General features: G+C 70.9%; 22 protein-coding genes. 10 read left to right on the top strand and 12 right to left on the bottom strand.

What is annotated here, in order from left to right; genetic code table 11:
* Positions 1-49 precede the first annotated feature (49 nt).
* Complete coding sequence (locus tag ACPEEZ_RS00350) at positions 50-1,063, top strand: LCP family protein (protein ID WP_423921231.1); 1,014 nt, start codon at positions 50-52, stop codon at positions 1,061-1,063.
* A 43-nt stretch (positions 1,064-1,106) separates the two neighbouring features.
* Here ACPEEZ_RS00350 and ACPEEZ_RS00345 read toward each other — a convergent pair whose 3' ends face one another.
* Both ACPEEZ_RS00345 and ACPEEZ_RS00340 read right to left on the bottom strand, forming a co-directional pair.
* Positions 1,107-1,772: a GntR family transcriptional regulator gene (locus tag ACPEEZ_RS00345; RefSeq protein ID WP_423921228.1), complete on the bottom strand. Its 666-nt coding sequence runs from the start codon at positions 1,770-1,772 to the stop codon at positions 1,107-1,109.
* Positions 1,769-2,386 (bottom strand): GntR family transcriptional regulator, encoded by a 618-nt coding sequence (locus ACPEEZ_RS00340; protein ID WP_423921225.1) that lies wholly within the window; start codon positions 2,384-2,386, stop codon positions 1,769-1,771. The genes ACPEEZ_RS00345 and ACPEEZ_RS00340 overlap by 4 nt, the downstream gene beginning before the upstream one ends.
* A 100-nt stretch (positions 2,387-2,486) precedes the next feature.
* Here ACPEEZ_RS00340 and ACPEEZ_RS00335 point away from each other — a divergent pair, with 100 nt between their 5' ends.
* The gene (locus tag ACPEEZ_RS00335) at positions 2,487-3,380 is read left to right on the top strand and encodes a rhodanese-related sulfurtransferase (protein ID WP_423921222.1); all 894 of its coding nucleotides are present in this window, start codon (positions 2,487-2,489) and stop codon (positions 3,378-3,380) included.
* The gene (locus tag ACPEEZ_RS00330; protein ID WP_423921219.1) at positions 3,377-3,868 is read left to right on the top strand and encodes a pyridoxamine 5'-phosphate oxidase family protein; all 492 of its coding nucleotides are present in this window, start codon (positions 3,377-3,379) and stop codon (positions 3,866-3,868) included. Before ACPEEZ_RS00335 ends, ACPEEZ_RS00330 begins: the two co-directional genes overlap by 4 nt.
* A 46-nt stretch (positions 3,869-3,914) precedes the next feature.
* On the opposite strand, the gene ACPEEZ_RS00325 is transcribed toward ACPEEZ_RS00330, so the two are convergent.
* Complete coding sequence (locus ACPEEZ_RS00325) at positions 3,915-4,541, bottom strand: hypothetical protein (RefSeq protein WP_423921216.1); 627 nt, start codon at positions 4,539-4,541, stop codon at positions 3,915-3,917.
* Positions 4,542-4,782: 241 nt separating this feature from the next.
* Here ACPEEZ_RS00325 and ACPEEZ_RS00320 point away from each other — a divergent pair, with 241 nt between their 5' ends.
* The 7 genes from ACPEEZ_RS00320 to ACPEEZ_RS00290 all read left to right on the top strand — a co-directional run bounded on the left by ACPEEZ_RS00320 (position 4,783) and on the right by ACPEEZ_RS00290 (position 11,280).
* Positions 4,783-5,808, top strand: a complete 1,026-nt coding sequence (locus tag ACPEEZ_RS00320) for a 6-phosphofructokinase (RefSeq protein ID WP_423921214.1) — start codon at positions 4,783-4,785, stop codon at positions 5,806-5,808.
* A 102-nt stretch (positions 5,809-5,910) separates the two neighbouring features.
* On the top strand, positions 5,911-6,387 hold the full coding sequence (locus ACPEEZ_RS00315) for a hypothetical protein (protein WP_423921211.1): 477 nt from the start codon (positions 5,911-5,913) through the stop codon (positions 6,385-6,387).
* Positions 6,388-6,467: 80 nt separating this feature from the next.
* Entirely contained in the window at positions 6,468-7,883 is a 1,416-nt protein-coding gene (locus ACPEEZ_RS00310) for an SPFH domain-containing protein (RefSeq protein WP_423921208.1), read from the top strand.
* A 10-nt stretch (positions 7,884-7,893) separates the two neighbouring features.
* Positions 7,894-8,916 (top strand): MDR family oxidoreductase, encoded by a 1,023-nt coding sequence (locus ACPEEZ_RS00305; protein WP_423921205.1) that lies wholly within the window; start codon positions 7,894-7,896, stop codon positions 8,914-8,916.
* Positions 8,917-9,037: 121 nt separating this feature from the next.
* Positions 9,038-9,706, top strand: a complete 669-nt coding sequence (locus ACPEEZ_RS00300) for a GntR family transcriptional regulator (RefSeq protein ID WP_423921203.1) — start codon at positions 9,038-9,040, stop codon at positions 9,704-9,706.
* A 90-nt stretch (positions 9,707-9,796) separates the two neighbouring features.
* Positions 9,797-10,486: a GntR family transcriptional regulator gene (locus tag ACPEEZ_RS00295; RefSeq protein ID WP_423921200.1), complete on the top strand. Its 690-nt coding sequence runs from the start codon at positions 9,797-9,799 to the stop codon at positions 10,484-10,486.
* Positions 10,483-11,280, top strand: coding sequence for an ABC transporter ATP-binding protein (locus ACPEEZ_RS00290; RefSeq protein ID WP_423921198.1), 798 nt, complete (start codon positions 10,483-10,485; stop codon positions 11,278-11,280). The genes ACPEEZ_RS00295 and ACPEEZ_RS00290 overlap by 4 nt, the downstream gene beginning before the upstream one ends.
* Positions 11,281-11,421: 141 nt before the next feature.
* Here ACPEEZ_RS00290 and hemL read toward each other — a convergent pair whose 3' ends face one another.
* From hemL to ACPEEZ_RS00245, 9 genes are all read right to left on the bottom strand, one after another.
* Positions 11,422-12,759, bottom strand: a complete 1,338-nt coding sequence (gene hemL / locus ACPEEZ_RS00285; RefSeq protein WP_423921195.1) for a glutamate-1-semialdehyde 2,1-aminomutase — start codon at positions 12,757-12,759, stop codon at positions 11,422-11,424.
* Positions 12,759-13,748, bottom strand: coding sequence for a porphobilinogen synthase (hemB, locus tag ACPEEZ_RS00280; protein ID WP_423921192.1), 990 nt, complete (start codon positions 13,746-13,748; stop codon positions 12,759-12,761). The genes hemL and hemB overlap by 1 nt, the downstream gene beginning before the upstream one ends.
* The gene (locus ACPEEZ_RS00275) at positions 13,748-14,527 is read right to left on the bottom strand and encodes a uroporphyrinogen-III synthase (protein WP_423921189.1); all 780 of its coding nucleotides are present in this window, start codon (positions 14,525-14,527) and stop codon (positions 13,748-13,750) included. Before ACPEEZ_RS00275 ends, hemB begins: the two co-directional genes overlap by 1 nt.
* Positions 14,524-15,480 carry a hydroxymethylbilane synthase gene (gene hemC / locus ACPEEZ_RS00270; RefSeq protein ID WP_423921186.1) on the bottom strand — a complete coding sequence of 319 codons (957 nt, stop codon included), beginning with the start codon at positions 15,478-15,480 and terminating at the stop codon, positions 14,524-14,526. Before hemC ends, ACPEEZ_RS00275 begins: the two co-directional genes overlap by 4 nt.
* 3 nt (positions 15,481-15,483) lie before the next feature.
* Positions 15,484-16,707: a ferrochelatase gene (locus ACPEEZ_RS00265; protein ID WP_423921184.1), complete on the bottom strand. Its 1,224-nt coding sequence runs from the start codon at positions 16,705-16,707 to the stop codon at positions 15,484-15,486.
* Complete coding sequence (hemQ, locus tag ACPEEZ_RS00260) at positions 16,704-17,414, bottom strand: hydrogen peroxide-dependent heme synthase (protein ID WP_423921181.1); 711 nt, start codon at positions 17,412-17,414, stop codon at positions 16,704-16,706. The genes ACPEEZ_RS00265 and hemQ overlap by 4 nt, the downstream gene beginning before the upstream one ends.
* A 99-nt stretch (positions 17,415-17,513) precedes the next feature.
* Entirely contained in the window at positions 17,514-17,741 is a 228-nt protein-coding gene (locus ACPEEZ_RS00255) for a DUF3618 domain-containing protein (protein WP_423921178.1), read from the bottom strand.
* A gap of 74 nt (positions 17,742-17,815) precedes the next feature.
* On the bottom strand, positions 17,816-18,265 hold the full coding sequence (locus ACPEEZ_RS00250; RefSeq protein WP_423921175.1) for a phage holin family protein: 450 nt from the start codon (positions 18,263-18,265) through the stop codon (positions 17,816-17,818).
* Entirely contained in the window at positions 18,262-18,513 is a 252-nt protein-coding gene (locus tag ACPEEZ_RS00245; protein ID WP_423921172.1) for a hypothetical protein, read from the bottom strand. Before ACPEEZ_RS00245 ends, ACPEEZ_RS00250 begins: the two co-directional genes overlap by 4 nt.
* Positions 18,514-18,554: the final 41 nt, after the last annotated feature.

Below are 18,554 nucleotides of genomic sequence, written 5' to 3'. Positions count from 1 at the left end.
CCTAGCCGTCACCACGACGTCCCTAACACCGACAGAGAGACCCCGCCCCATGCCCGAGATCCGTGTCCGCCGTCGACGTCGCCGCTCGTTCTACCGACGCCACCGCCCGCTCGTCCTCGGCCTGACGAGCATCGCGGCCCTGTTGGCGATCGGCGTCATCACGATCGGGGTCTACGCGGCATCGCTCTTCGGCACCGTGGACGGCAACCTCGCCCGTCTCGACGACGCCGCGCCGTCGTACGCCGGTCGACCCGCGGCCAGCTCCGACGGCGCGATGAACATCCTGTTGCTCGGCTCCGACTCGCGTCGGGCCGCCGACGAGCGCGACCTCCGCGAGGCCGGCGATCAGCGCGCCGACACGATCATGCTCCTGCACGTCCCCGCCGATCGCCGCGATGTACAGGTCATGTCGATCCTGCGCGACACCTGGGTCGACGTCCCGGGGCACGGGCCCGCCAAGGTCAACGCGGCCCTCGCGCACGGCGGGGTGGCCCTCATGATGCAGACGGTCGAGCAGCTGGTCGACGCGCGCATCGACCACGTCGCGGTCATCGACTTCGCCGGGCTCTCGTCGATGGTCGACTCCCTGGGGGCCGTCCAAGTGCACAACACCGTGCCGTTCTCTCGCGGCGACCGATCGTTCGAGAGCGGCTCGATCACCCTGCGCGGCGACGACGCCCTCGCCTACGTCCGCGAGCGCTACGCCTTCGCCGACGGCGACTTCCAGCGGGCACGCAACCAACAGGCCCTGCTCAAGGCGATCGGCATGGCCCTGCTCAGCACCGACACCCTGTCCGACCCCCCGAGGGTGTCGGCTTTCGTCGAGAACACGGCCCGCTCGGTCTCGGTCGACTCGGCCTGGTCGGTGACCGACATGGTCGGCCTCGGCGTCAGCCTGCGATCGCTGCGCCCGAGCGGCATGACGTTCTTCACGATGCCGACGAACGGCACCGGCACCTCCCCCGACGGGCAATCCATCGTCGTCCTCGACGACGTGGCGCTGCCCGAGCTGCGGGCCGCCTTCGCGAAGGACACTGTCGAGGCGATGGCCGGCCCGCGGTAGGCGAGCCGGCAGCGGGCCGTGCCGCCCTCAGGCCGCGCCGCTCTCAGACCGCGTCGCCCAGCACGGCGGCGTGCAGCGCATCGGCAGCGGCGGAGAACCGCGCCGCGTCTCGATCGACGGCCGCCCTGCCGGCCTCGTCACGGAAGGCCGCCCACGCGTCAGTGGGGATACGCGCCTCGAGCACCCGCAGCCCGAACAGCAGCCGCCAGGTGGCGTCGTCGATCGCGACCCGCATCATCTCGTTGCTCGAGCGGACGGCGAAGTACCCGACGGCGCGATACACCACGGACAGGCCGACCGCACTGAGGGGCCGAGATCCGGCCCGCTGGACGATGCGGTCGGCCGAGGCCAGGGCTCGGGCGAACTCCTCGACCTGCGACTCCGCCGCATTCTCGAGGGCTCTCGTCGTGGCCCAGCGCAGCGTCGCCCGGACGACGTCGTCGGTCAGTCGCACGTCGTCTCGCGACGGACGACCGACGCGCGTGTAGCGATTCGCGCGCAGCTCGACGTAGCCGGCGGTCGCCAGTCTCTCGAGAGCGGTGCGGATGGGCGTCCGCGAGACCTGCAGCCACGTGATCAGCTCGTCGTCGTTGAGGCGCTCGCCCGGCATGAACGTGCCGTCGAGTATCGCCCTCGCCAGGACGTCGTGCACCTCGTCGGCGAGCAGCCGGCGGATCGGCGCGGCGAGTGGTGGGCCGGCGATCGTCATGCGGCAGTGCTCCCCTGCTCGGGCGACAAGACATGTCGGGAGGCGCGGCGGAGGGAGTCGGCCAGCGCCTCGGCATCGACCTGCGCACCGGAGCGCGTCGCGTGGAACAGCACGAGCACGACCGCGCGATCGGCGAACCTCTCGAGCACGGGGTTCACGGACAGGGTCGCCGCCGCCGCCGTCGCGCCGGCGAAGGTGCGGACGACCTCGATGGCCGCCGCCTCGCCCCGGGCCCAGGACTCGAACACGGTCCCCGACGAGACGAGGCTCGCTTCGACATCGCCGAGGCGACCCAGCGTCCGCACCCGGTCGAGGGCGGCACCCCAGAGCACCGTCATGCCGTCGACCAGATCCGGCACGATCTCGGGTCGAAGACCACAGACCTTCGTGTAGCGCGAGGGCGAGGTCTCGACGAGACGCATGTCCTCCAAGGCCGCGATCGCGAGCCGGATGGGAGTGCGCGAGACACCGAACCAGACCTCCAGGTCGCGATCCCTGATGCGCTCGCCCGGCTGGAGCAAGCCGTCGAGGATGGCGTCGCGCAGGCGGCTGAGCACCTCGTCTTTGTGCAGCCGCCGTGCGATCACGCGCTGACCCGTCGTCGGAACCGGCATCGATCCTCCACCCCTCGTCCTGGATACCGATATGACAATAAGGCATATAAGCACGGAGGGCCAGGCCCTGCGTGGATTCGGTCCGATCTAGACTGTCGCGGTGGCCGTGCCGAAGATCCTGTTGTTCTATGTGTTCGCGCCGCTGACGGACCCCGACGCACTGCGCCTCTGGCAGCGCGATCTGTGCGAGTCCCTCGGTCTGCGCGGGCGCATCCTCCTCTCGCGCCACGGTATGAACGGCACCGTCGGTGGCGAGCTGGCCGACGTCAAGAAGTACCTGCGCAAGACCCGCGAGTACGCCGCGTTCCGCGACCTCGATGCGAAGTGGAGCGAAGGGACGGGCGACGACTTCCCGCGCCTGAGTGTCAAGGTGCGCGACGAGATCGTGACGTTCGGGGCGCCGGACGAGCTGGTCGTCGACGAGGACGGCGTGGTGGGCGGCGGCACCCGCCTGACCCCGGACGAGCTGCACGAGCTCGTCGAGCGCGAGGAGGTCACGTTCTTCGACGGCCGCAACGAGTTCGAGGCACGCATCGGACGGTTCCGCGGAGCGGTCGTCCCCGACGTCGCCACCACCCGTGAGTTCGTCGCCGAGATCGAGAGCGGTCGCTACGACCACCTCAAGGACGAGCCCGTCGTCACCTATTGCACCGGCGGCGTGCGCTGCGAGGTGCTCAGCTCGGTGATGACGGCCCGCGGGTTCAACCGGGTGTACCAACTCGAGGGCGGTGTCGTCCGCTACGGCGAGCGCTTCGGGGACGACGGCCTCTGGGACGGCTCGCTCTACGTCTTCGACAAGCGCGGCTCGATCGACTTCTCCGACCACACGGCCGTTATCGGCTCCTGTGCCATGTGCGGCTCGGCCACGAAGCGCATGCAGAACTGCGTCGACAGTCAGTGCCGCGAGCAGTTGGTCGTCTGCGACGGGTGCGGGGCGGCAGGCGACGTTCGCTGTGACCCGCACCGCGCCTCCGGCGTATCGTCCCCGGCATGACAGACGCCACCGAATCCGACATCAGCAAGATCGCCGAGGTCCTGGGCAAGGGCCGCATCGGCATCCTCACGACGCAGAGCGCCCACAGCCACCTCGTCAGCCGCCCGCTGGCGATCGTCGACCGCGAATTCGACGGCTCGGTGTACTTCTTCACCCAGAACCCGTCGCCCAAGGTCGACGACATCAAGGCCCACAAGTACGTGAACGTCGCGGTCGAGACCGGCAAGGGCTACCTCTCGCTGGCCGGCAAGGCCGAGGTCGTCACCGACTCGAGCACCATCGACGAACTGTGGAACACGGGCGCCGAGGCCTGGTTCGACCAGGGTCGCGACGACCCGACCGTCGCGCTCATCCGTGTCGACGTCGAGACGGCCGAGTACTGGGTCAGCAACGAGCCCCGCGCGGTGACCCTGTTCAAGTACGCGAAGGCGGCCCTGACCGGTGGCCACCCCGAGAACACGGCCGACACCGGCACTGTCTCGCTCTAGGCGCGACTCCTCGTCCCGCTGCGGCGGGGCAGGCGGGCCCGACGGGTCACGAGCACGAGATCGGTTGACCCGATCCGTTCACGTACTCGCCGGGCCCGACGCGTGCGCACGCCGACGCGAGCCGGCCGAGGTAGTCGATCAGCGCGATGCCGTAGGCGATGCCGACGACGATGACGATCACCGCGATGATCATGCCGACGATCGACGCCGCCCCCGACAGTCCGGCTCGGCGCGAGCGCACGAGGCCCAGCAGACCGAAGAGCAGGCCGAGCGGGGCGACGAAGACGCCGAAGACGATCGACGCGACGGCGAAGCCGCGGCCCGGATCGGGCTCGCGCTCGACTCGTGACGCCGACCAGTCGTCGTCGGAGAAGTACGAACCGAACGGGTCCTCACTCGGTACCGGGGTGCGGCTCTGGTCGGAAGCGGGCGGCGTCTGGCCCTGCCCCGCCTGGCCCTGTGCTGCCGCCGGCGGTGGCGCCCACGAGACGTCCTGCAGAGCGGGGAACCCGGCCGGAGGCGCGGGCGACGACGCAGGAGTGCCCGCGTCGAGGAGAGGGCGGGGTGGCCCGAACGGGAACGACGCCGCGCGATCGGGCTCCGTGGCCGCGGGGCGCGCGAACCGAGCCCACGGCGAGGGCTGCGGCCGCTGCGGGTCGTTGCTCGTCGTCATCCGGGGTTCTCCAGGGTGAGGCGTCGTCGGGGTGTCGACCACCGCCTCCTCGTGGTCCACGGTGTCGAGGGTAGTACCGGCCCACTGACAGACGCCTCCCGCGGCCGGACGTTCGGCGAACGGTGACGCGAACTGAGCCATGATGGTTCCGAGCCATGATGGGCTGGCCCGATCCCGGGGCCGACACGACGACCCCCTGACGACCTCCACGGCGACCGGGGACGATGCGATGGAGCGATCGATGCGAATTGGAATCCTCACCAGTGGTGGCGACTGCCCCGGTCTGAACGCGGTCATCCGCGGCGCGGTGCTCAAGGGCACGCAGATCCATGGTCACGAGTACGTCGGGTTCCGCGACGGCTGGCGCGGTGTGGTCGACGCCGACATCGTGCCGCTCGGCCGGAAGGACATCCAGGGCATCGCGAAGCAGGGCGGCACGATCCTCGGCACCAGCCGCACGAACCCCTTCGAGGGGCGCGGAGGTGTCGAGCGCATCACCGAGAACCTCGAGCGACACGGCATCGACGCCATGATCGCCATCGGCGGCGAGGGCACGCTGGCCGCCGCCAAGCGCCTCACCGACGCGGGCCTCAAGATCGTCGGCGTGCCGAAGACGGTCGACAACGACCTCGGCGCCACCGACTACACGTTCGGCTTCGACACCGCGGTGCAGATCGCCACCGACGCCATGGACCGCCTGCGCACCACCGGCGACTCGCACAGCCGCTGCATGGTCGCCGAGGTGATGGGCCGCCACGTGGGCTGGATCGCCCTGCACTCGGGCATGGCCTCGGGCGCGCACGCGATCCTCATCCCCGAGCAGAAGACGAGCATCGACCAGGTCGTCGAGTGGGTCCAGTCGGCCTACGACCGCGGACGCGCCCCGCTCGTCGTCGTGGCCGAGGGCTTCGTGCCCGACCACGAGAACGACGCGCACTCCGAGCGCGGCCTCGACGCCTTCGGCCGTCCGCGCCTCGGTGGCATCGGCGAGCGCCTCGCCCCCCTCATCGAGGAGCGCACGGGCATCGAGACCCGCGCGACCACCCTGGGGCACATCCAACGAGGAGGCACGCCCACGTCGTACGACCGGGTCCTGGCCACCCGCCTCGGCCTGGCCGCGAGCGACGCCGTCGTCGACCAGCGCTGGGGCCGCATGGTCGCCCTGCGCGGCACGGACATCGTGCACGTGTCGTTCGAGGAGGCGCTCGACTCGCTGAAGACCGTGCCGCAGAACCGGTACGACGAGGCCGCGATCCTGTTCGGCTGAGCGCGACGGGATGACTCCTCCACGACGCCTGGCGGCAGGGCATCGTCCCCACTCCGTCTCGCGCCCGATGTGCACGGCTGGCCCGACTGTCAGGATCGACGCATGATCACCTTCTTCGTCGTCGGCGGCATCGGGCTCGTCCTGTTGCTCGTCAGTCTGGTCGTCGGCGATCTGCTCGACATGATCGACATCGGCGACGGCCTCGTGAGCGGGGTGGCGTTCGGCGCGGCCCTCGCGATCTTCGGTCTCGCCGGCGTCGTCACCTCCCAGGCGGGCCTGCCGACGTGGGCGACCTACGTGGTCGCCATCGGCATCGCGCTCGTCGCCCTCGTGCTGATCCAGCTGTTCGTGCGGCGGGTCACGCGCAACGAGAGCGGCGGGTACTACTCCCCCGTCGGCCTGGTCGGCACGGCCACCGAGGCCACGACCCCGACCGGGGGCGAGGTGCGGCTCGACGACGTCCGCGAGCTCGAACGCCGCCTCGCCTTCAGCAGCCGGCGCATCGAGCGCGGCGCCCGCGTCCGGGTCGTCGCCGATGCCGGCACGCGCGTCGAGGTCGAGCCCCTCGACCAGGCCTAGCCGGCCGCACCCCTCCCCCGGCCCGGCTCCACGTCCCTCCTCCGATCACCAGAGATCACCTGCGATCAGAAAGAAGCCCCATGGACTTCATCTCCGGAAACATCAGCGTCGTCTCCATCGTCGTCGCGGTCGTCATCGTCTTCGCCCTGCTGTCGTTCGTCGCCAGCCGCGTGCGGCGCGTGCCGCCGAACGAGGCGTTGATCGTCGTCGGGCGGGGTGCCGAGCGCTCCGAGGGCGGCGGCATCTCCAGCCCGCAGAAGGTCATCATCGGTGGCCGCACGTTCGTCTGGCCCATCTTCCAAGAGGGCTTCAAGCTCAGTCTCGAGCAGTACCAGACCCCGGTCGAGGTGCAGGCGATCGACGCCAACTACATCCGCACGGCGGTCAAGGCGACGGTCAACTTCAAGGTGACCGGCACCGAGGACGGCGTCCGTCGTGCCGCCCAGCGCTATCTGCTGCAGCAGCAGCAGCTGCCCGTCATCGTGCAGCAGTCGCTCGAGGGCTCGATCCGCGGTCTGATCGGCGGGCAGCCGGTCGACGACCTCGTGAAGAACTTCTCGCGGCTCGCCGCCGACGCGGTCAACGAGACGAAGGGCGAGCTCGCCGAGCTCGGCCTGCAGATCGAGACCATGAACATCCGCGAGATCGAGACGCCGGGCAGCACGTACCTGGCCGACCGTGGTCGTGCCGAGGCGGCCGTCGCCAAGCAGAACGCCGATGTCGCCGAGGCCGAGGCCGAGCGCATCGCCGCCCTGGCCCGCATCGGCAACACGCAGCAGACCGCCGAGCGCCAGCTGCAGCTCGACGTGCGCCAGGCGCAGATCAAGGCCGAGACCGACCGGGCGAACGCCGAGGCGCAGGCGGCCGGCGAGCTCGCGCGTGCGACACAGGACAAGCTCGTGGCCGAGCAAGAGAGCATCGCCGTCGCCGAGCAGGCGAAGGTCAACCAAGAGCGCCTCAACATCGAGGTGCGGCAGCCGGCCGAAGCGGCGGCCTATGCCGCCGTCCAGAACGCCGAGGCCGAGCGCGACGCCGCCAACGCGGCCGTCGAGGCCGAGGCGTTCCGTCGCACCCAGCTCGCCGACGCCGCGCGTGCCGCGGCCGAGAACGAGGCCGCCGCCGTCGAGGCCGCCGGTCGGGCCGAGGCCGCGGCCATCAAGGCCAAGGGTCTCGCCGAGGCCGAGGCCGTCGACGCGCTGGCCGAGGCGCAGGGCAAGTTCGGTCAGGCCGCGCTGGCCTCGCAGGTCATCTCGCGCCTGCCCGAGATCGCCCGCGAGATGGCGGCTCCGATGGGCAACATCGACGCGTTGACCGTCGTCTCGACGGACGGTGCGAACGAGCTGACGAAGTCGGTCGCCAACAACATGACGCAGCTGCAGGACGTCGTGAAGTCGACGACCGGGCTCGACCTCGTGAGCGCGCTCGGCGGGTTCCTGGGCGGGCAGGCGGGCGCGTCCCGCACGGGTGCCGCGACGCCGCCGAGGGGCGACGCGTAGCGTGAGGGGCATGCGTGCGATCGTCGTCGAAGAAGGTCGGCCCACCCGCCTGAGGGACGTCCCGCCGTCCTTCGTCGCCCCGGAGCAGGGCGGCGAGGGCGTCGTCGTCGACGTGGAGTGGTCGAGCCTCAACTACAAGGACGGCATGGCGCTCGGGGGCGACCGAGGGGTCGTCCGCACGTCCCCGCTCGTGCCCGGCATCGACCTCGTCGGTGTCGTCCGGAGCGTCCCCTCGGGGACGGGTGACGTGCCGGGGTCCGGTGGCGGGACGGGCACCGAGGTCACGGTGGGCGACCGGGTGGTCGTCACGGGCGCGGGTCACGGCGAACGTCGGCACGGCGGCTACGCCGAGCAGGCCGTCGTCGACCCCGACTCCGTCGTCGTGCTGCCGGACGCGATGACGTCCCGACGCGCGGCGGCGATCGGCACCGCCGGGGTCACGGCCATGCTGAGCGTGCTGCGCCTCGAGCGCGACGTCGCACCCGGCGACGGCCCTGTCGTCGTCACGGGCGCGGCCGGAGGCGTCGGATCGGTCGCGATCGCGCTGCTGAGCCGCCTCGGGTACTCGGTCACCGCCTCCTCGGGTCGGGTCGACGAGCAGGGCGACTACCTGCGCCGACTCGGTGCCGCCGATGTGATCGACCGCCGCGAGCTCGGCGAGCCCGGGCGCCCCCTGCAGCGTGCGCGCTGGGCCGGCGCCGTCGACTCGGTGGGCAGCCAGACGCTCGCGTCGTTGCTCGCGCAGACGAGACCGGGCGGTGTCGTGACGGCGTGCGGGCTGGCCCAGGGCTCCGATCTGCCGACGACCGTGTTGCCGTTCATCCTGCGGGGCATCGGTCTTGCCGGCATCGACTCCGTCGACGCACCGCCGGCACGGCGCCGACGGGTCTGGCAGCGGCTCGCGTCCGACCTCGATTTCGAGCTGCTCGACTCGATGACGACCGAGATCGCGCTCGACGACGTCATCGCCGCGGGCCCCCGCGTGCTCGAGGGCCGGGTGCGCGGCCGGACCGTCGTCCGGGTGAACGCCTGAGCCGGGCCCCGTGGATACACGGTGGATACACGGTGAACACACGGCGATGCGCTCGACAGCGGAGGTGAGGGTCATCTAAAGTACCGGATACACGATTTTTTCTCCGCATAGAAGGTGCGACATGCCCATTCCCACCGGCCCTGACAATCCGGCACCTCGACGCCTGCTCCGCGACGTCGTCTTCGACAAGATGCTCGATGCCATTCACGACGGCACCCTGGAGCCCGGCGAGCGCCTCAATGACGATGAGCTCGTCGCGTGGCTCGGGGTCTCTCGGACACCCATCCGTGAGGCGATCGCCAAGCTGGTCGACTTCGGTCTGGTCGAGATGGAGGCCAATCGCTACACGCGTGTGACCCGACCGAACTTCGAGCTGTACCGCCACGCCCTCCAGCTGATCGAGGGGCTCAACGAGCTCAGTGCCCGCTGGGCGATCCCGCTCCTCAGCGACGACGAGATCACTGCGTTCACCGCCCTCTGCGACGCCGCCCACGCGTCGCAGCAGGCGCACGACGTCGAGAGCCTGACCGAGCTCTCCGCGCTGACCGCCTTCCTGCGTGAACGTACCGGCAATCCTCTGCTCGACCATGCCGAGGCCAGCGTCAACGCCCGCGTCCGTTTCATGCTGCAGCCCGTGCGCGAGCACTGGCAGTGGGACGCGATGGCGTCCTACGTCGACAAACTCCGCGAGGCCGCCGTCAAGCGCGACCCCTCACTCGCCATCGAGGCCTTCCGCATCTTCAACGACGCCGCTTCGTCGCACCTCGACGCGGTCGAGTTCGACAGCTGACCGGAGCTCCCCCGCACGTCGAAGGGTGCGGGCCGACTGAAGCACTCGGCCCGCGCCTCCATCACGTTTCCCTTCAACCCAGGAGCCGCTATGCCCATCCCCACCCTGACCGATCAGCCGCCCGCACCCCGCCGCCTGCTGCGCGACGTCGTCTACGACAAGATGTTCCTCGCCATCATCGACGGCACCCTCGAGTTCGGTGAGCGCCTCAACGACGACCAGCTCGTCAAGTGGCTCGGCGTCTCGCGCACCCCGGTTCGCGAGGCCATCGCCAAGCTCGCCGAGCAGGCTCTGGTCGACATCGAGGCCAATCGCTATACGCGCATCGTCGCTCCCACCTTCGACGAGTTCGTCGACACCGTCGAGACGGGTTACGAGGTCTGGTCGCTCATCGTCAGCCGGGCGGTGCCGAACCTGACGAAAGAGCAGAAGAAGGAGGTCATGGCGATCCTGGAGACCCGCGCTGCGGTGATGAAGAAGAAGACCGCCGAAGACATCGACGCGATCCTCCACATGAACGTCATCCTGCAGGAGGCTGCGAACAGCCCCTCCCTGGCACGCCTGTGGGCCATGACCGGGCCGCGCCTCCTCCTGTTGATCAAACGCGCCGGCGCCGTGGGGATCTTCCCCTGGGCCCAGGCGGCGTCGTGGTCGACCGAACTCCGGGCCGCGATCAAGGCGAACGATGCCGAGAAAGCTGCGGATATCGTCCGGAACCACCCGAAGTCCTACGACGACTTCTATGCGGAGCTCAAGGCCAGCGGTCTCTACACGTCGTGACCGACGGCATGGCGGTCCTGGCGGTCACCGACGTCCGGGTGACCCGCCAGGGCCGCGACCTGCTCCATGACGTCACCCTGCGGGTCGGCGCGGGCCAGCATTGGGCGCTGATCGGGCCCAACGGCGCCGGAAAGACCACCCTGCTCTCCCTGTGCGGCGCCCTCGGGCACCCGAGCGCCGGCACCGTCGAGGTCCTCGGACGCCGGCTCGGCCGTGTCGACCTGCGCGAGCTGAGGCAGCACATCGGGCACGTCGACCCTCGCCACCGCATGCTGGCCGACAATTCGGTGCTCGACGTCGTCTTGACCGGGATCACCGGCTCGAGCGACCCCGTGCCCCGCTGGAGGCCTTCGACCGAACAAGTTGCCCGAGCAAGGGATCTTGCGGGGTCGGTGGGGTTGGAGGCACGGCTCGAGGCCCGATGGAGTGTCCTGTCCCAGGGCGAGCGCGGTCGTGCCCTCATCGCTCGCGCCTTGATCGGCGAGCCGGCCCTGCTGCTGCTCGACGAGCCGGCCACGGGGCTCGACGTCGCCGCGCGCGAGCATCTGCTCGACGTCATCGACGAGCTGCGTGAGAACCACCCCGACGTGGCATCCGTCACGGTCACGCATCACCTCGAGGACCTGCCGAGCAGCACGACGCACGCGATGCTGCTGCGCGACGGGCGCGTGTTCGCCCAGGGTCCGGCGGACGACGTGCTCACGTCGGAGCTCGTGTCGGGCGCGTTCGCGCATCCACTCACGATCGAGCGGGCCGAAGGGCGCTGGCTCGCGCGGACCCGCCGCTCGACGTAGGGCGCGCCCGCGCGCCCACCGCGGAACCCTCGCCACGTCACGCGAGACCCTCGCTTCGCGGCGAGACCCTCGCTCGCTCGCGAGGGTCTCGCCGCATCGCGAGGGTCTCGCCGCATCGCGAGGGTCTCGCGGAGGCGAGCCCTACTGCGGAGCCGTCGCCGTCGCCGCGGCCCGCGCCGCGCCGGGCAGCGCATCGAGGATGCGCGACACCGCCCGCTCGTCGTGCGCGGCGGTCACGAACCACGCTTCGAACACCGACGGCGGCAGGTTCACCCCGGCGTCGAGCATGGCGTGGAAGAACGGCGGGTAGCGCCACGTCTCTTGCGCGCGCACGTCGTCGTAGTTCATGGGTGCCGTCGGCGAGAACGCGAACGAGAAGAGCGAGCCGGCGCGCTGGACCGTGTGCTCCACGCCCTCGGCGTCCAGCGCCTCCGACGTGGCCGTCGCGATCGTGTCAGCGACCCGGTCGAGGGTCGCGTAGACCTCGGGTGTCGCGAGGCGCAGCGTGGCGATGCCCGCGGCGACGGCGACGGGGTTGCCGCTCAGCGTGCCCGCCTGGTACACGGGGCCGAGCGGTGCCAGGAAGTCCATGACCTCGGCGCGGCCGCCGAGCGCGGCGAGGGGCATGCCCCCACCGATGACCTTGCCGAACGTGATCAGGTCGGGCTGCCAGCCGGCGCCGTCGGGCACGACCCGGGCCGCCTCGAGCCCCCACCAGCCGGCGCGGCCGACGCGGAACCCGGTCAGCACCTCGTCGACGATCAGCAGCGCTCCGTTACGACGCGTGATCTCGGACAGGCTGCGGTTGAAGCCGCGCTGCGGCGCGAGCACGCCCATGTTCGCGGCGGCGGCCTCGACGATCACCGCCGCGATCCGGTCGTGGTGCTGCTCGAACACGGCACGCACGGCGTCGAGGTCGTTGTACGGCACGACGATGGTCTGCGCGGCGGTCTCGGCCGTGATGCCGGCCGACCCGGGCAGGGCGAGCGTCGCGACGCCCGAGCCGGCCTCGGCCAGCAGCGAGTCGGAGTGGCCGTGGTAGTGCCCGGCGAACTTCACGAGCAGGTCGCGCCCGGTGTAGCCGCGGGCGAGACGGATGGCCGTCATCGTCGCCTCGGTGCCGGTCGACACCATGCGGATCTTACCGATGGGCCGCTCGTCGCCGACGGCGACGCGCTCGCGCACGAGCTCGGCCAGCTCGGTCTCGGCGGGGGTCGACGCACCGAACGAGAGACCGCGCGCGGCGGCCTCCTGCACGGCGGCGACGACCTCGGGGTGGGCGTGACCCAGGATGGCCGGCCCCCACGACGCGACGAGGTCGACGAACTCGGTTCCCTCGGCGTCGGTGACGTACGCACCGGAGGCGCCGGTCAAGAACCGAGGAGTGCCTCCGACCGATCCGTACGCGCGCACGGGTGAGTTGACGCCCCCCGGGATGGACTGCTTGGCCCGGCTGAAGTACTGGTCGTTCGTGGCCATCAGATGCGCCCCGTGTTGAGGCGCTTCGCGAGATCGAGCGCGAAGTACGTGAGGATCGCATCGGCGCCTGCGCGCTTGATGGAGAGCACGCTCTCGGCCGAGGCGGCCTCGAGGTCGATCCAGCCGTTGGCGGCAGCCGCGTGGATCATCGCGTACTCGCCGCTGATCTGGTACGCCCAGACCGGCACGGTGCTGACGGCGGCCGTGTCGGCCAGCACGTCGAGGTAGCTCATCGCGGGCTTCACCATCACGATGTCGGCGCCCTCGGCGATGTCGAGCTCGACCTCGCGCAGGCCCTCGCGACGGTTCGCGCCGTCGAGCTGATACGTGCGGCGGTCTCCGACGAGGCTCGACTGCACCGCCTCGCGGAACGGCCCGTAGAACGCCGACGCGTACTTCGCCGAGTAGGCCAGCAATGCCGTGCCGCCGAAGCCGGCCGCGTCGAGGGCGTCGCGGGCCGAGCCGATCTGGCCGTCCATCATGCCGCTCATGCCGATCAGCTGCGAGCCGGCCTCGGCCTGGACGACCGCCATCTCGTCATAGCGCGCGAGGGTGGCGTCGTTGTCGACGCTGCCGTCGGCGGCGAGCACTCCGCAGTGCCCGTGGTCGGTGAACTCGTCGAGGCAGAGGTCGGTCTGCACGACGAGGGCGTCGCCGGCCGCGTCGACCGCGGCGCGGGTGCCCACGTTGAGGATGCCGTCGGGGTCGGTCGCCCCCGAGCCGACCGCGTCTTTCTCGAGCGGCACGCCGAACAGCATGACGCCGCCGATGCCCGCCTCGGCGGCCTCTTCGACGGCACGCTTGAGGCTGTCGACGCTGTGGTGCACGACACCCGGCATCGAGCCGATCTCGACGGGCTCGTCGATGCCCTCGCGCACGAACATCGGCAGCACGAGCTCGGAGGGGTGCAGCCGGGTCTCGGCGGTGAGGCGGCGCAGGGCAGGGGTGGCGCGCAGCCGGCGAGGGCGCACGCGGGGGAACTCAGACATCAGTCCTTCTCGGTCGGGGTGTTCTCGGCGAGGGCGTGGTCGACCACGGCCTCGACGAGGGCTGCCGCCGAGCGGGTCTCGGCGATCAGGTGGACGGGCAGACCGGCGGCACGGGCGTCGAACGCCGTGCGTGGCCCGATGCACGCCACCAGCGTGCCATCGGGCAGGGGCGCGAGCTGGGCCGCGATCTGCCGGGCGACACTGCCCGAGGTGATGAGGACGACGCCGATCTCGCCCGCGGCCACGCCGCGCTTGACGTCGTCGGCGATGGGGACGCCGACCGTGCGGTAGGCCGCCACGAACTCGGCGTCGAAGCCGCGCGCCGACAGGCCCGCGACGAGGGTCGGCTCGGCGATGTCGGACTGCGGCACGAGCACGCGGCCCTGCACCTCGGCCGACGGCCACTCCTTGACGAGACCGCGCGCGCTGTTGTCGCCCTCGGGCACGAAGTCCACGCGGTAGCCGGCCAGCGTCAGGGCCGACGCGGTCGTCTCGCCGACGGCCGCGATGCGGGTCGTCGCGGGGGGACGGATGCCGTTGCCCACGAGCACGTCGACCGTCGTCGCGCTGGTCACGACGAGCCAGTCGTAGACCCCGTTCTGGAGGCGCGCCAGGGCTGCGTCCAGCAGCTCCGGCGTCTCGGCCGGTGCGAAGTTGATCATCGGGGCGATCACCGGCGTGGCGCCGAACGAACGCAACGAGGCGGACACGTTGTCTCCCCATTTGCCGCCGCGCGGCACGAGCACGCGCGTGCCCTTGAGCGGTCGATCGGGGCTCATGCCGTGCCTCCGAGGGGAGCCAACTCGGCGGCGCCGAGCTCGAGCAGCTCGTCGACGACGCGGCCCGCGACCTCGTGCACGTCGGCGAGCCGAGCCTCGAACGGACCCGACTCGAGCGACACCGCGTGCGACGAGCTGAGCCGGCCCGTGCCGTCGGGGCTGTAGACCGTGGCGCTGAGCAGCAGCAGACCGGCGTCGACGACGGCACTGGCACCGATCGGCGCGGCGCAACCCGCCTCGAGGCCGGCGAGCACCTCGCGCTCGGCCGTGACGACGAGTCGGGTCTCGGGGTGCTCGATGGCGGCGAGGCCGCGGGCGAGGTCGTCGTTCGGGTCGCCCTCGCGCACCTCGACGGCCAGCGCACCCTGACCGGGGGCGCTGGGCCAGAAGCCGAGCCCGAGCAGCTCGCTCGCGGCGTCGAGACGCCCGAGGCGGCCGAGCCCCGCGGCCGACAGCAGCACGGCGTCGAGGTCGTCGCCGACCCGACCGAGCCGGGTGTCGACGTTGCCGCGGATGTCGACGATCTCGACGTCGGGACGGCGCGAGAGCATCTGCGCACGGCGGCGCGGCGAGCCCGTTCCGATGCGGGCCCCCGCGGGCAGCGTGTCGAGCGTGAGGCCGTCGCGCGCGCACAACGCGTCGCGGGCGTCGGCGCGACCGGGCGTCGCGCCGATCACGAGCCCGGGGTGCACGGCGGTCGGCAGGTCTTTGAGGCTGTGCACGAGCGCGTCGCACTCGTCGGCGAGCAAGGCCTCGCGCAACGCGCTGGCGAACACACCGGTGCCCCCGAGCGACGCGAGCGACTCGCCCGTCGCCTGCGTGTGGTCGCCCTCGGTGCGCACCCGGACCAGCTCGACGTCGTGACCGGTGGCCGCGGCCAGCCGGTCGGCGATCGTGGTCGACTGAGCGACGGCGAGCGCGCTGCCGCGGGTTCCGATGCGGAGTGTCGTCACGACCTACGGTGCCAATCCCGACAGCGCGGGCTTGAACCCGAGCCGGACGTTCTCGCAGCAGCCCGGGCGGCACACGTCGTACCAGGGGCCGAGGTCGGTGAGGTGCGGTCGGTCTTCGACGGGGACGCCGTCCCGACGCTCGAGGACGAGGTCGACGAGGCCCGTGACGTAGTTCGGGTCGATGCCGGGCGTGGGCGTGCGGGTCGCCCAGAAGCCGTTCTTCTCGCTCGTCTCGAGCGCCTCGTTGTCGAGGTCCCACATGACCTCCATGTGGTCGCTGACGAAGCCGAGCGGCACGATGACGACGGCGCGGGTCGGGCCACCGGCCAGGGCGTCGATCGCGTCGTTGATGTCGGGCTCGAGCCACGGCATGCTCGGCGGGCCGCTGCGCGACTGGTAGACGAGCTGCCACGGGACAGTCGTGCCGCCGTCGGCGGGCAGTTCGAGATCGAGAGCGGCCTCGGCCGCGGCCATGACGACCTCGGCGACCGCCTTGTGCTGTGCCGCGTAGGCGCCGTCGTCGTCGAAGCCGCGCGACTTCGGTCCGCTCTTGGCCGCGTCGGTCGACGGGATCGAGTGCGTCGCGAACAGCACCTGGATCTCGGTGCCCAGGTCGAGGTCGTCGAGCTCGGCGCGGGCCTTGAGCAGGGCGTCGCGCACACCGTCGATGAACGGCTGGACGAAGCCGGGGTGGTCGAAGAACTGGCGCACCTTGTCGATCTGCAGCGTGCCCTCGAGGCCGGTCGCCTCCAGTGCCATCGCGAAGTCCTCGCGGTACTGGCGGCACGAGCTGTAGGACGAGTAGGCGCTGGTCGCGATCGCGATCAGCTTCGTGAAGCCACGGTCGCCCGCCTCTTTCACGGCGTCGGCCATGTACGGGTCCCAGTTGCGGTTGCCCCAGATCACGGGCAGGTCGATGTCGCGACGCGCCAGCTCGGCCTCGAGGGCCGCCTTCAACTCGCGGTTGTGCTCGTTGATCGGGCTGACGCCGCCGAAGTGGCGGTAGTGGTGCGCGACCTCTTCGAGGCGCTCCTCGGGGATGCCGCGCCCCCGGGTGACGTTGCGCAAGAACGGGATGACGTCGTCCTGGCCCTCGGGGCCACCGAAACCGGCGAGCAGGATCGCGTCGTAGTCGGTCGGCTCGCTGACGTGCTCGGGGCCGGCGGCCGCCGCAGGAGTGGCCGCGCGCACCAGCGCGCCGTTCGTGATGTGACTGGTATCGGTCACGACAACACCTCGACGATCTCGGCCGGGGCGATGCGGCGGCCGGTATAGAACGGAACCTCTTCGCGCACGTGGCGGCGCGCCTCGGTGTAGCGCAGGTCGCGCATCAGGTCGACGAGCTGGACCAGTTCGGGCGCCTCGAGCGCCAAGATCCACTCGTAGTCACCGAGCGAGAAGCTCGCCACGGTGTTGGTCAGGACGGCGCGGTGCTCGGCACCCTGTCGCCCGTGGTCGGCCAGCATCTGACGACGCTCGGCCTCGGGCAGCAGGTACCACTCGTAGCTGCGCACGAAGGGGTAGACCGTGAGCCAGGTCTCGGGCGCCTTGCCGCGCATGAACGCCGGGCTGTGGTTGCGCGAGAACTCGGCCTCGCGGTGCATGCCCATGGCGTTCCAGGTCGGCAACAGACCGCCGAGCAGCGTCGTGCGGAGCAGCGCGCGGTACGCCGACTGGATGTCCTCGGGGACGGGCCCGTGCAGCCAGATCATGAGATCGGCGTCGGCCCGCAGGGCACTCACGTCGTAGAAGCCGCGCACGACGACACCGCCGTCGGCGAGGGTCGAGACGAGCTCGTCGACCTCGGCCACGTCGTCGGCGTCGGGCACGAACGGGTTCTGGAGGTCGCGACGCAGCACGGCCCAGAGGGTGTAGCCGAGGGTCTCGGTCTCAGGGGATTCAGGCACGGACGGCGCTTGGGCGCTGGAACTCATGACTTCCATTCTCCCACCAGATGACGGTGGGCCTGCACCGACCGACGGCCGATCGCTCGGCGTCGAGACGTCGGCGTCGGTGCGTCGGGACGACCGGTGTCAGCGCGACTTGACGGCGGCGACGACGAGGCCGCCGATCGCCAGCGCGGCCGCACCGGCACCGGCGAGCCAGGGCAGCTTGTCGCGGTCGAACGAGGCCTTCGCCTTGTGACCGGCGATACCGATCTGCTTCGGCACGTTCAGCTTGTCTTCGAGCTCGTTGAGGGTCGCGGCGAGCTCGGCGCGCGTCCGGTCGATGTGGGCCTGGATGTCGTTGGTGTCGCTCACGGTGACTCCGATCGGGGGTGCGGTGCGGCGGGGAGCTTCTCGACGGGTGGGAGAAGCGGAGGAGGCGCGGGTCGTCAGAACCGGTCGCCGTCGGGTGCCGGGATGGTCCCGACGCCCTTGACCGCCTTGACGTCGCGCTTGAGGCTCGCGATCGTCTTCTCGGGCAGCGGCGGCAGGCCCGTCTTGATGCGGCGGTAGCCGAGCCAGCCGAGGATCGCGGCGATGATGAGCAGCACACCGGCCACGATGAGGGCGGAGGCCCAGCCCGGCAGCCAGATCGCCAGCAGCAGCACGATCGCGGTCAGCAGCACGCCGCCCATGAAGAACAGCACGAGCAGCGCGCCCACGATGAAGCCGGCGCCGATGCCGAACGCCTTGAGCTTGGCGATGAGCTCGAGCTTGAGCAGCGCGATCTCGCCCTTGACGAGGTCGGTGACCAGCGTCGGGACGTCCTGGACGAGGGCGAACAGCGAACGGGACTTGCCCCCGTGCCTGATCTTGTCGCTGCGCGAGGCCTCGGTCATTTCTTCTTCTTTCCGCCGCCGACGAGCTTCGTGAGCACGAACTTGATGCCCTCGACGATCGCGTCGACGCCGTCGGCGGCCTTGGCCCCGGCGAAGTCCTCGGCCTTGACGACCTGCCGCTGGACGGCCCGGCTGTGCCACAGCTTGGACGTCCTCTCGGCGATCTGGTCGTAGCGGTCGCGGCCTGCGCGTGCTCCCAGCACGAACCCGACAGCGGCTCCGGCGACGAAGATCAGTTTGCCTCGCATGCGATGGCTCCATTCGTGGGTCGTACGCACAACGGCATGTT

The sequence above is a fragment of the Frigoribacterium sp. 2-23 genome (assembly GCF_049601585.1).
Lineage (GTDB): Bacteria > Actinomycetota > Actinomycetes > Actinomycetales > Microbacteriaceae > Frigoribacterium.
Note: the sequence above shows the minus strand (reverse complement) of the source record. Positions and strands in the feature narration are given on the sequence as shown.

What these genes read in the sequence shown, in the direction of transcription:
- ACPEEZ_RS00350 (WP_423921231.1), top strand. Translation starts at nt 50, where the DNA reads ATGCCCGAGATCCGTGTCCGCCGTCGACGTCGCCGCTCGTTCTACCGA.
- ACPEEZ_RS00345 (WP_423921228.1), bottom strand. Translation starts at nt 1,772, where the DNA reads ATGACGATCGCCGGCCCACCACTCGCCGCGCCGATCCGCCGGCTGCTC.
- ACPEEZ_RS00340 (WP_423921225.1), bottom strand. Translation starts at nt 2,386, where the DNA reads ATGCCGGTTCCGACGACGGGTCAGCGCGTGATCGCACGGCGGCTGCAC.
- ACPEEZ_RS00330 (WP_423921219.1), top strand. Translation starts at nt 3,377, where the DNA reads ATGACAGACGCCACCGAATCCGACATCAGCAAGATCGCCGAGGTCCTG.
- ACPEEZ_RS00325 (WP_423921216.1), bottom strand. Translation starts at nt 4,541, where the DNA reads ATGACGACGAGCAACGACCCGCAGCGGCCGCAGCCCTCGCCGTGGGCT.
- ACPEEZ_RS00320 (WP_423921214.1), top strand. Translation starts at nt 4,783, where the DNA reads ATGCGAATTGGAATCCTCACCAGTGGTGGCGACTGCCCCGGTCTGAAC.
- ACPEEZ_RS00315 (WP_423921211.1), top strand. Translation starts at nt 5,911, where the DNA reads ATGATCACCTTCTTCGTCGTCGGCGGCATCGGGCTCGTCCTGTTGCTC.
- ACPEEZ_RS00310 (WP_423921208.1), top strand. Translation starts at nt 6,468, where the DNA reads ATGGACTTCATCTCCGGAAACATCAGCGTCGTCTCCATCGTCGTCGCG.
- ACPEEZ_RS00305 (WP_423921205.1), top strand. Translation starts at nt 7,894, where the DNA reads ATGCGTGCGATCGTCGTCGAAGAAGGTCGGCCCACCCGCCTGAGGGAC.
- ACPEEZ_RS00300 (WP_423921203.1), top strand. Translation starts at nt 9,038, where the DNA reads ATGCCCATTCCCACCGGCCCTGACAATCCGGCACCTCGACGCCTGCTC.
- ACPEEZ_RS00295 (WP_423921200.1), top strand. Translation starts at nt 9,797, where the DNA reads ATGCCCATCCCCACCCTGACCGATCAGCCGCCCGCACCCCGCCGCCTG.
- hemL (WP_423921195.1), bottom strand. Translation starts at nt 12,759, where the DNA reads ATGGCCACGAACGACCAGTACTTCAGCCGGGCCAAGCAGTCCATCCCG.
- hemB (WP_423921192.1), bottom strand. Translation starts at nt 13,748, where the DNA reads ATGTCTGAGTTCCCCCGCGTGCGCCCTCGCCGGCTGCGCGCCACCCCT.
- ACPEEZ_RS00275 (WP_423921189.1), bottom strand. Translation starts at nt 14,527, where the DNA reads ATGAGCCCCGATCGACCGCTCAAGGGCACGCGCGTGCTCGTGCCGCGC.
- hemQ (WP_423921181.1), bottom strand. Translation starts at nt 17,414, where the DNA reads ATGAGTTCCAGCGCCCAAGCGCCGTCCGTGCCTGAATCCCCTGAGACC.
- ACPEEZ_RS00250 (WP_423921175.1), bottom strand. Translation starts at nt 18,265, where the DNA reads ATGACCGAGGCCTCGCGCAGCGACAAGATCAGGCACGGGGGCAAGTCC.
- ACPEEZ_RS00245 (WP_423921172.1), bottom strand. Translation starts at nt 18,513, where the DNA reads ATGCGAGGCAAACTGATCTTCGTCGCCGGAGCCGCTGTCGGGTTCGTG.